This window comes from Ohtaekwangia kribbensis (assembly GCF_042676245.1).
GTDB classification, from domain to species: domain Bacteria; phylum Bacteroidota; class Bacteroidia; order Cytophagales; family Cyclobacteriaceae; genus Ohtaekwangia; species Ohtaekwangia kribbensis.
Genome location: NZ_JBHTKA010000001.1, coordinates 2,161,596 through 2,173,018, shown reverse-complemented (window position 1 = coordinate 2,173,018; position 11,423 = coordinate 2,161,596). Strand labels below are relative to the sequence as shown.

Sequence of the window (11,423 nt, the reverse complement as noted above, 5' to 3'; positions counted from 1 at the left end):
GAAATGCACTTTTAAGTTAAAACGAACCGGTAAACTTTAATATTTATTCACATTTTGTATGTATTATTGAATCCATTCTCCATACATTCACGTAAAGCAATGTGTACGTGAAAATATGAGCGTCCGGAGATCAACATTCAAACCCGATCATAATCGGAAGAAGCATGAACCACCTGCGTGGGCTCAACGATTCATTGTGTGGTACTGTAAGCCCGAGCTTGCTGAGGATTTGCTTGGAGATCTTCATGAGTATTTCGACCGGAATGTTAGATCAAAAGGTCCACTCCGCGCCAGGCTCATTTATAGTATGGATGCATTCAAGTTCTTCAGAATATATACTGTTCGTGCGCCAAAATTTGTAAACCTCTTAATCAACTGGATCATGATTGGAAGCTACGTCAAAACATCGATGCGTAATGTGCAGCGCAATAAACTGTTCTCGACTATCAACATCGTTGGTCTTGCCATAAGTATGTCGGTAGGTCTGTTGCTGATTGCTTTCGTACACGACTTGCTGTCGTACGATAAATTTAATGAGCATGGTAAACGTATATATCGCATTACCTCGCATGCCCGGTTTCAGGAAGGATCCGGTGAAAAATTTGCATCCACGTCTTTGATGGCAGGCAAGCTCATACACGAAAAAATATCAGGCATAGAAGAGACAGTGATCATCGGGACGGAATGCTCAGGTGATGCAACGGTTAATAATAATGTTGTTCCGCTTACCGGTATATATGCTGAGCCCACCATGCTTCGGATCTTTACGTTGCCCATGGTGAAGGGTGATGCAGCAACAGCGCTAGCCAAACCTTATTCCATCGTACTCACAGAAACTTCTGCAAAGAAACTTTTCGGTGCTGAAGATGCTTTCGGTAAAACTATTCACTTCGATAGTGCTGATTATGAAGTGACGGGTATACTCAAGGATGTTCCATTCTTTTCTCATATTCAATTCGAATCGCTTGTTTCATTCAGTACCGTTGAAACGCAGTTGGCGAAGGGCCGGGATTTTTCGGAGTGGTCGCGCGTTTGGGACAGAAACTATGTATACTTGTTGCTCCCGGAAAAATCAAATGTCTCTGACATTCAGGCGAAGATCGATGCCCTCTGTGCGGAACAAAATAACGGAGACAATAAAGCGCAAATATATCTTACACTTCTTCCGCTATATGATATTGTGTTGGGCGAAGATCTCGCTAACTCCATTCAACCCGTGGTGCCTGATATTGTGCTCTGGATCGTTGGTGGTTTGGCACTGATAGTAATCTTGTCTGCATGCTTTAATTATACCAACCTTTCGATTGCGCGATCGATGAGACGCTTCAAGGAAATAGGTTTACGCAAAGTGATTGGTGCGGGAAAGAGTCAGGTTCGCTTGCAGTTTCTTGCGGAGGCAATCATCGTATCGTTAGTTGCTCTTCTTCTTTCTTTTGGAATGTTCCTGGTACTCCGCCCGCAATTTGTCAGTATAGCTCCCGAGTTACTGAAAATGGTAAAGCTGGAAATAACAATGCCGATGGTGTTAACATTTGTTGTCTTCTCTATGGCGGTTGGTATAGTCGCGGGCTTTTTACCGGCAATATTCTTTTCGAAAGTCAATGTTAGTAATGCACTAAGAGATGTCTCGTCTGTAAAAGTATTTAAAGGACTCAGCTTCAGGCGCGCGTTGGTTGTTGTTCAGTATACATTAACGTTGATGTTCATCACCAGCACATTTATAGGTTACGTTCAGTATAAAGATATTCTCACGTTCGATCTGGGTTTTAATACGGAGAACATTCTTAACATCGACTTGCAAAAAAATAGACCCGATGATTTGATTAACAAGCTCAAAGCTATGCCCGAAGTATCCGGGGTTTCACAGTCGCGGCTGCTGACCAGTGTTGGTAATGCGTGGGGCGGTTATGTGAAGTATAAAGACTTGCGTGATTCATCGCTTGTGTTTACCAATATAATCGATGAGAACTATATACCCTTGCATGAGTATAAGTTGATTGCCGGGCAGAACTTTATCACCAGACCTGTAACGCGCGATGCTGCCAGCGAAGTGATCGTTAACGAAAAAACGTTGCGACTATTTGCTATAGCCCATGGTGATCCTCAAAAAGCAGTAGGCGATGAGATACTTCTGAATAGTAAAAAGCATACAATAGTCGGTGTGATAAAAGACTTTCATTACGGAAAGCTTGACGAAGACATCAAGCCAGTTGTGTTTACATACCTCACACCGGATGCATTTCTCACCAGTGACAGGAGGGATGGTCTTGTGAATGTACGCATTAATACCAGCGACCCGATTGAGACTATGGCAAAGATCCAGGGGGTTTGGAAAAGCGTTGACTCCGTTCATCCATTCGAAGCCCGCTTCTATGACGATTCCATCGAGGATGCATACAAGGAACTCTCTGCAATGATAAAGGTAATCGGCTTCCTTTCGTTCATCGCTATATCTATAGCTTCTCTCGGATTGTTGGGTATGGTAGTGTTTACCACGGAAACAAGACTGAAGGAGATGAGTATACGTAAAGTGCTGGGCGCGACTTCCGGTAACTTAGTGTTCTTATTAAGTCGTGGTTTTGTTGTTCTGCTTTCTATCGCTGCATTGATAGCGCTTCCGATAACCTATATATTCTTTGAAAATATAGTGCTCATCAATTTCCCATTTCACAAGCCGGTTGGAATAGCGGAATTGTTTGGTGGCGTGCTGGCTGTTCTAACAATAGCATTCATCATGATCGGGTCGCAGGCTCTGAAGACTGCCCGGAGTAATCCGGCCGAAGTTCTGAAGTGTGAATAGGCCGAGGTAAAGTGAATAAATTTTAGTCTTCACGAAACAAGTCCAGGTATATTGCCTGGACTTGCTTGTTTATACTGAATGTTGATTGATGCAAACGCTATTTTCTTTCTTCAGTTGCTACATCTACACCGCGCAGCATGTCCCATACTCGGGATGACGCGCCATCATAGAAACCTGTATGTACTGAGAAATCTTTTGGATTGCGGAATGTTCCAAAAATAATATCAAATACAGGCAAATCAGAATAGTTGTATTTATGAACACCGGTGGCATGATGTAATGAATGACTTTCCGGACGCTGTACAATATAGCCAAGCCATTGGGGCGTGCGTATGTTTGAATGCTGAAATATACTCAGGAAGTTTGTAGCCAGGATCATAACAGTGATCGCCTGTGGTGTAAGCCCGGCAACAAGACTAAAGCAAATGCTTCCGAGAACGGTCCAGCCAATCATATCAAGTGGACTAAAATAAAAAGCTCCGTATGCATCTACACGTTCGGCACTGTGGTGGATCTGGTGAAAGAATTTCCAGAGTACATCACTGCGATGCATGAAGTAGTGCCATAAGAAAACACCAAACTCATAGAGCAGAACTGCAAAAATACCACCGCCTACTATACCCATCCACGAAAGATCCAGCAGACGATATGGCTCGAGCAAAGGATTAATATAGTATGGCAGGTACGATGACAGAAAGAAATAGCAGACAAAGGCCAGGATGCCTTTTACTTTCCAATACCTGATGCGTGGAAGCTCGCGTCCCGGAAAGAAACCTTCGTATAACATTAATGCGGCATAGATGGACATCACAATAAGCGATATCGGGTCGAGAATAAGATCTAAAGGAGTTGGCATAAAGGGTCGATTTTGATTGATAACTTTAAAACCCAAGGCGTGAGTTTTCACCTTACATCGTAAGAATCATTCTTTTTCCAGGTGCCACAATACATTTTTCTCAGGGCGATACGAACAAAAAATTCCTGTCTTGATTGAATTGGACAAGTGTTTGCCCAGGGAAGGATGAATGGTCGCAATTTTCTTTATTGAGTTTCGTATACGCCACGTTACTGCGGACCGGACCTTCTCTATAGGATCATCGCTTTTTCGTGTGCGTCCGTTGAGTCCCATAGAATTACTGAGCATGTCAAGAATGTCATCGTATTCCTTTTGCAACACGGCCGACAGCTGGTAGTTGTTATGTGCTTCTGCGAGCGACAGATCTTCCTGCAAGCTGAGTAGTCGGGCCTTATAACTTTTCTTTGCCTTCTCATCGATGACTTGCTCACCGCGCATCTTCACCATACTTCCCATCAGTTCACTGCAATGAATTAGCTCACCGGGCATTGACAGTAAACGGGCTATATCATTAATCCCTTTTGCATCGGAGATCCGGAAGGAATGATTTTCATAGGAGATCCGCCATCCATCATCTTCACGGAAAAAGAAATTGAGTAGGGGCTGCGTTGTGCGTAAAAAATTTCTGGGTGCAACTGCTGTTTCCTTTCCGGCCATGTGTTCCCAGAATCTTCTTTGATGGGTATGGCCGCGGTATGGACTCACGTTGATCACCCATTGTATAGCTTCGCGATTGCCGGGAAATCGTTCATCCTTCAGAATTTTTGTTTTGAATTCATACAGGTAGCGATGCCAGCTTTTTTCCATTCCTGCCTGATCGCCCATCTCGAAGTAAGCAGCAGCCAGTATACAATGCGAGTCAACCCAGGCTAGTTGTGTACTGTTACTGAGTTTTATACATGTTTCAAAATTTCCCTGTTCAAATGCGATGAACGCCCCTATATAATAAAATTGCTCTGCGCGTTGGGTATTATACTGAAGTACTTTTTGATAGAGTGCTTCAGCTTCCACTATATATCCCAGGAAGACAAAACATGAAGCAATCTGTACAAGATTTTCAGTGTCGGTAGGATTTAACTGCAGCGCCTTTCTCAGGTAATGTTCAGCGATGTCGTATTCGGCTTCATATAAATATACCCGGCCGAGAATCATAGCGGCCACATGGTTATGCGGATCAAGGTCTATCGCTTTCTTCGCCCAGTCGAACGCACCCTGCTGACTCACATCCCACCGTTCCCATAGTTGACAACTCCATTCGTTAAAATAGGTAAGCGACATTCCGGAATATGCGAGCGAATTAAGCGGGTCAGTCTCCATCGCTCTTTGAAACTGATCACGTGCGCGCTCATCGGCTTCAACGGTGCCCTTGCGTAACTCTTCCATGCCTTGCAACCAATACTCATAAGCAGAAATGGAAACCACTGGCTTTTTGGACATGTAGGCAAGCAAGTCACTGTTCAGATGATCCTGCATTGTCTCGACAATCCGCTTCAGTAATTTTTCTTCGACAGCAACAAGTGCATCTTTATCGAACTCGTATTGCTCGGCCCAGGCAAGCTGCGAACGCTCATTGTTGATAAGCTGTGAATTTACCCGTAGTGTATTTTGAAGAAACCGGTATGAACCCCGGATGGAATATGTAGTATGGACATCTTTATGTTTGGCACTGTCTGCAGGAAATATTTTGAACTGCCGGAAGCGGGAGAATTCCGTAATGAGATCTACATAAAACGAACGGCAAAAGATATCGGCATCCTGATTCATCGTCAGGTTCTCAAGCGGAAAAATAGCAATGGAAATTTCAATCTCTTTTGCAGACATCAAACCTAAAATAGGTCAAATCATGTGCATAATCAAATAAAGTTTGAGCCATGATTGGACTGGTTATAACAGTATATATAGGAAATAGTTATTCCGTTGTCTCAACTGATTTCGCCTGCTATATATTTTACATTCTGTTTCGCAATATTTGTATTTCATATTTTCAGAACGAATACTGTAAATGAGCTATAGACAGATTAAGCCAACCGGATTTTTGAGCAACTTTGTGCAGAGCTTTTGGTATTACCAAACTACGGATGCCGAAGTTCAGCACACGATTTTGCCAGATGGGTACTTTGACTTAATTGCAGAGTTTGAAAACGATGTGCTGTCCCTTGTAAAGTTAACGGGCGTCTGGACGAAGCCCAAGGATATCGTAATTCCTAAAAACACAAAGTTCTTTGCTGTGCGATTCAAGCTTTTAGCAATTGAGTATGTCTTCAAAAAGGAAATTAAATCCATTGTAAACACCACGGTAGATTTGCCTTTCACATTTTGGAATCTGGATACATATACATGTGATGAATTTGAGAAATTTGTTGCAGACACGTCCAATAGATTAGAGGCTTCCATAAAACATCTCCGTGAAATAGACAACAGAAAATTTAAACTTTTTGAAAACGTTTATCAGCAGAAAACAAAAACTGTCGCTGAGCTTTCTACTCAAATTTTTTGGAGCAGCAGACAAATCAACAGATACTTTAATTCACAGTTCGGTATTACGCTAAAAGAGTTTCTGAAAATTGTTCGCTGCCATGCTGCGTATGAGAAAATTTCAAATGGAAACTTAAGTCCTCAATCAGATTTCTTTGACCAGGCACATTTGATCAAAGAGATTAAGAAATATACCGGAGTAACACCAAAAGAATTGAACAAAAATAAGAACGACCGATTTTTACAATTATCGAAGCTGGACGGAAAGTAATCTTGCGTCATAATATTTCATCAAATGAAGATAAGTAAACTTTCTCCCAACTTTGAAGTGAGCAACATCCGGAACACCGTTGCCTTTTATACTGAACACTTTGGATTTAAACTAATGATGGCAGTTCCTGAATCTCAGGATGGTGTTGATGAAACTTTTGCAGAGAACAAAGAATATGTTTATGCCATGATGCAGAAAGACAACGTTGAATTTATGTTTCAACGCACCGATACTTTTAAGAACGATGTTATTTTTTCAAAGGATCTATCCATTGGGGCAACCGTTTCATTCTACATGGACATAGAAGCCCTAAAAGATTTTTACACGACACTGAAAAATAAAAACCTTCAAGTCACCGAATTGAAAACCACCTGGTATGGTATGCAAGAGTTTTATGTAAAAGATCTCAATGGCTATATACTTGGATTTGCTGAGAAGGCCGGATGATTAATATATAAAGTCTTGTTGAAGAACAATAGTTAGAGCATAAAAAGTGGACGCGGTAAAAGATATCATCGTCCACTCAGGTTGACCGGAGTGGCAAAATTTCGAACCGGTTTTATTTAGATCTTAATTTAATATTCAGATTATACCCTTGATTGCTGAGAAAAAATGGATATTTATTTCTGAGAAATAGAGAACAAATTTAGATCGCTAAACAACGAGCGATTTAATGCAACTGTATCGGTATGAGATAAAGGAGATGTACTGTCCATAAATTTTTGGATAGCAAAGTCTCTTGACTGAGCAGAATTTTCCTTAACAGCATAGGCAAGAGCTTGCTTAAGGCTCGGTGCGCTTAGCTCCGTGCAATATGCGGGAGTACCCGGTTGATGCTTCCATGATTCCGACAGAGTTCCAGCATCGACCGCGTCAAAGCCTAAATCATGAACTAAGCTAGCCAGTTTTTCTTTGGCGGTCTTATCATCGCCAGATATAGCCATCGCTATTCGTCCTTGTTCTCCGGCTGTTTTTGCTCCATGTTGAAGAGTATGCGCCAGGAGATTATTAAATGCTTTAATGACTGGTCGTCCTAACTGCTCAGAGACCCATATACTTTCTACTTTACCATTTTGTAGTTCTTCGATCACACCATCACGAAACGGATAATAATTTGTAGTGTCAACGATGACAACATCGTCCGAAATGTTTTTAAACAGATTTACAGGCAACTGAGTCACCGCAGCTGTGGGTATAGACAGTATAACAATATCAACGACCTCTATAACTTCGGTAATAGTGGCTGGTACAGCGCCCAACTCTTTTGCTTTAATTGATAATTCACGGAATTGACCGGCATTATTAACCTTTACCTGATGACCCGCTGCGGCTAGTTTTTTAGCTATGGTACCTCCTATAGCACCGGTGCCTATTATTCCGATTTTCATTTATTTAAAGTTTATGGTGCAAAATTAAGAATTGTCACTTTCCTTTGTATAGTCCTTTCCCAAAGGAAAGTAAGATCGATCTATGGCTTCAAAAAAAACTTACTGTGCCTGCCTGGATACTATCAAGCCGGTGCGTGATGCGCTAGATGTAATAAATGGTAAATGGAAGTTGTCTATTATTATTTCCGTAGGCGTAGGTAATGAGCGCTTTACCGATATACAGGAAAGTATTCCCGGTATAACCCCCAAGGTGTTGGCGAATGAACTTAAACAACTTGAACAACACGAACTGATAAGGCGGATTATAGTAGATGATTATCCTGTTAAAATCCTGTACAGATTAGATCCTTATGCTGAAACATTGACGCCTATTATATACGCATTGAAGGATTGGGGAACGAATCATCGAAGAAAGATTTTTCGTGGAGATTCACCGGCATCGTAAGCCCGTGCCCAAATCCTGTCATTAAAATTTTTACAAACTTGTTGTTTTATTGAACGGTGTTCAATAGTTTTGTGTCAGACTTTAAGCATAATGACAATAGCAGAAAGAAAGAATAAGGAAAAAGAAGAGATGTCTAAACGCATCCTGGATGGAGCTCGGAGGGTATTCCTGAAAAACGGCTATGAGCGTACCAGTATGCGGAATATAGCGGAAGAGATAAATTATAGTCCTGGAACGCTATATTTTTATTTTAAAGACAAAGGAGAGATATTCAATAAGCTTCACGAGGAGGGGTTTCGTTTATTATTAGCGAAATGCAAAGTGCTGGATAATGTGGCAGATCCTTTTGAACGACTTAAAGCTGTTGGGAAAACTTTCATTCAGTTTGCAACGGAAAACAAGGATTATTACAATCTTATGTTTCTGGTTGACGAAGCTGATGACTACAAAAAAGGCGGGTTAAACGTTGCCACGGACGCAATAAATCACTTGGCAGCTACAATAAAAGCTTGTCAGGAAAAAGGGCACTTTAAGGATATGAAAACTGACTACCTTACCTTTATGATTCTTTCTTCAATACATGGAATTTGCGCTTTGTTCTGTAAGGACCGTACTCAAAATTTCAAGGACCACACTACCGATGACTTGATAAAAAATGGATATGAGTGCTTTACAATGATGCTCGAAAGAGCATAAATTTTTTTGCTTATTATTTGAACACTGTTTAAAAAAAATACAATGATCAGTTTTATTGAACGAAAATCAACATTCTTTAATAGGTTCGCATTTGCTGCATTTGTTCTTGTAGCAAATACCGCGAGTGCACAAGAACATCTTAACCTATATATCAATCAGGCACTGCAAGCTAACCAGGGAATCAAACAGCAAAACTTTCAACTTGAGAAAAGCTTGTTTGCGCTCAAGGAGGCAAAGGGAATGTTTCTACCGAGCGTAACCTTCTCTACAACCTATACGAAAGCGGACGGTGGTAGAACGATAGATTTTCCAACAGGAGATTTACTTAATCAGACTTATTCAACACTGAACCAGCTTACAGGAACAAATAGCTTCCCTCAGTTAGAAAACCAAAGTATACTTCTCAATCCTGATAATTTCTATGATGCGAAGTTCAGGACAAGCATGCCTTTGTTTAATGCTGAACTGATTTATAATAAAAGAATTAAGCAACAACAAGTCGAGTTGCAACGGGCAGAAATAGCCTTGTATAAACGTGAACTTATAAAGGATGTAAAGACTGCTTATTATCAATACGCCAAGGCTGTAAATGCAGTAACTATATATCAATCATCATTGCAGTTAGTAGAAGAAGGCAAGCGAATCAATACTATACTTCTGAAAAATGAAAAGGCAAACCGAACCGCAGTGATTCGAAGTGAAAACGAGGTCTTCAGAATAAATGCAGCACTAACGGCAGCCTTGGAGAATCGCAAATCAGCCCGAGCTTATTTTAATTTTCTTGTCAACCGGCCATTGACTGACAGTATAGTTTTAGATGAGATAAATGTCTTGCCACAAATGGATAGCGAGACCAATGATGAAGTAGGTAAGAGAGAAGAGCTTTTAAAGCTAGGCATTGCCAAGGAAATTGATGAAAATATAACAGGGTTGTCAAAGGCATATATAGTCCCGAATGTAAATACATTTTTAGATCTCGGTTCACAGGCATTTGACTGGAAGTACAATGACAAAACCAGGTATTACCTGTTCGGTGTGTCCTTAAGCTGGAATATATTCTCAGCAGGTGTGAACACTTACAAGATAAAGCAAGCCCGGGCAGAGCAACATAGCCTCGTTGAACAAACAGACTATATAGAAGATCAACTTAAGACCGAGCTATATGTTCGTAAAAATGATTTTCAAAGCGCATTAGCCCAGTACAATGCCGCGCAATCGCAGTTAAAAACTGCAGAGACTTATTATAACGATGAGTTAAAATTATACAAAGAGGGGTTGGCCATTTACATAGAATTACTGGACGCACAAAATCAACTTATCAATGCCCGACTTGATTCAAATATAGCCTTGTATAATACATGCATAAGTTATGCCGCCATTGAAAGAGCCAGCGCCAGTTTTAATATACAATAACACTTAATCAAAATAGTATGAAATTAATATTCACTTTCAGTTTATGCATCTGCATTGGATTGCTATTTACTTCTTGCGGACATAAGAAAGAACAAGAGAGCACTACTCAAACGAGTAAAGACACGGAAACCATTCGGGTGAAAGTAATGCCTGTATCGTCTTTGAAGTTATCCGATGACATTATTGCTACAGGTTTACTCACCACAGAAAACGAAGCTATATATTCATTCAAAATAGGCGGAGTCATTAGCCGGATTCTTGTTGACGAGGGACAGTTTTTCGGCAAGGGGCAAGTGTTGGCGTTGCTTAATACAACAGAGATAACTGCCGGATATGAGCAGGCTCGTCTTAATGTTGAAAAGGCGCAGCGAGATTATGACCGCGCTCTTCATCTGTTTAAAGACAGTGTATATACGCTCGAGCAATTGCAGAATACCAAAACAGGTCTTGACGTAGCACAGAAAGCTGCCGAAGCTGTTGCCTTCAATAAACAATACGCTCAGGTTTATGCAGCTTCCGATGGCTTTGTTACAAAGAAAATGGCAAACGAAGGAGAGATTGTCGGACCAGGCACTCCAGTGCTCGCCATCAATGAAACGAAGGGCAACAGTAATTATGTACTTAAAGTAGGTGTAACGGATGAAGAATGGGCTGCTATATCTATAGGGCAACAAGCCGTTGTTAAACTTGATGGCTATCCCGACAAAAGTTTTGATGCGCATGTATTTAGAAAATCATTGGCATCAGACCGCAACAGCGGATCATTTCAGATCGAACTTAAGATGAAGCTGGGAGACGTAAGACCTGCCACCGGTATGTTTGGCAGAGTGCAAATTATAGCCTTGAATGCACGCTCTCTCCCTGTAGTACCCTACGATGCTTTGATAGAAGCCGATGGCAACAAAGCTTTTGTATTTACTACATCAGGCAATAACCGGGTTAAAAAGATACCTGTGATCATCTCTCGGTTCGATAATCAAAAAGCCTATATAAGCCAGGGATTGGAAAATATTAACGAAGTAGTGGTAGCTAACAGTACCTACCTGAACGAAAACTCTACAGTCCAAATCATTCGATAA

General features: G+C 41.0%; 10 protein-coding genes. 7 read left to right on the top strand and 3 right to left on the bottom strand.

The window, feature by feature from the left end:
* The first annotated feature begins 115 nt into the window (after positions 1 to 115).
* Positions 116 to 2,800 (top strand): ABC transporter permease, encoded by a 2,685-nt coding sequence (locus ACFQ21_RS08820; RefSeq protein ID WP_377577794.1) that lies wholly within the window; start codon positions 116 to 118, stop codon positions 2,798 to 2,800.
* A gap of 97 nt (positions 2,801 to 2,897) precedes the next feature.
* Here the strand turns inward: ACFQ21_RS08820 and ACFQ21_RS08815 are convergent, their stop codons facing one another.
* Positions 2,898 to 3,656: a sterol desaturase family protein gene (locus ACFQ21_RS08815; RefSeq protein WP_377577791.1), complete on the bottom strand. Its 759-nt coding sequence runs from the start codon at positions 3,654 to 3,656 to the stop codon at positions 2,898 to 2,900.
* A gap of 66 nt (positions 3,657 to 3,722) precedes the next feature.
* Positions 3,723 to 5,477 carry a hypothetical protein gene (locus tag ACFQ21_RS08810; protein WP_377577788.1) on the bottom strand — a complete coding sequence of 585 codons (1,755 nt, stop codon included), beginning with the start codon at positions 5,475 to 5,477 and terminating at the stop codon, positions 3,723 to 3,725.
* A gap of 181 nt (positions 5,478 to 5,658) precedes the next feature.
* Between ACFQ21_RS08810 and ACFQ21_RS08805 the strand changes: the two genes are divergently transcribed.
* Both ACFQ21_RS08805 and ACFQ21_RS08800 read left to right on the top strand, forming a co-directional pair.
* The gene (locus ACFQ21_RS08805; protein WP_377577786.1) at positions 5,659 to 6,402 is read left to right on the top strand and encodes a DUF6597 domain-containing transcriptional factor; all 744 of its coding nucleotides are present in this window, start codon (positions 5,659 to 5,661) and stop codon (positions 6,400 to 6,402) included.
* A gap of 24 nt (positions 6,403 to 6,426) precedes the next feature.
* Positions 6,427 to 6,849, top strand: coding sequence for a VOC family protein (locus ACFQ21_RS08800; RefSeq protein ID WP_377577783.1), 423 nt, complete (start codon positions 6,427 to 6,429; stop codon positions 6,847 to 6,849).
* A 173-nt stretch (positions 6,850 to 7,022) separates the two neighbouring features.
* Here the strand turns inward: ACFQ21_RS08800 and ACFQ21_RS08795 are convergent, their stop codons facing one another.
* Positions 7,023 to 7,790 (bottom strand): NADPH-dependent F420 reductase, encoded by a 768-nt coding sequence (locus tag ACFQ21_RS08795; RefSeq protein WP_377577779.1) that lies wholly within the window; start codon positions 7,788 to 7,790, stop codon positions 7,023 to 7,025.
* Positions 7,791 to 7,872: 82 nt separating this feature from the next.
* On the opposite strand from ACFQ21_RS08795, the gene ACFQ21_RS08790 reads away from it, so the two are divergent.
* The 4 genes from ACFQ21_RS08790 (at position 7,873) to ACFQ21_RS08775 (ending at position 11,423) form a co-directional block, all read left to right on the top strand.
* The gene (locus tag ACFQ21_RS08790) at positions 7,873 to 8,235 is read left to right on the top strand and encodes a winged helix-turn-helix transcriptional regulator (RefSeq protein WP_377577776.1); all 363 of its coding nucleotides are present in this window, start codon (positions 7,873 to 7,875) and stop codon (positions 8,233 to 8,235) included.
* A 90-nt stretch (positions 8,236 to 8,325) separates the two neighbouring features.
* A complete protein-coding gene (locus tag ACFQ21_RS08785; protein ID WP_377577773.1) occupies positions 8,326 to 8,931 on the top strand; it encodes a TetR/AcrR family transcriptional regulator in 606 nt (201 codons plus the stop codon).
* 42 nt (positions 8,932 to 8,973) lie between these two features.
* On the top strand, positions 8,974 to 10,344 hold the full coding sequence (locus tag ACFQ21_RS08780) for a TolC family protein (RefSeq protein ID WP_377577770.1): 1,371 nt from the start codon (positions 8,974 to 8,976) through the stop codon (positions 10,342 to 10,344).
* Between the two features lie 17 nt (positions 10,345 to 10,361).
* Entirely contained in the window at positions 10,362 to 11,423 is a 1,062-nt protein-coding gene (locus ACFQ21_RS08775) for an efflux RND transporter periplasmic adaptor subunit (RefSeq protein WP_377577768.1), read from the top strand.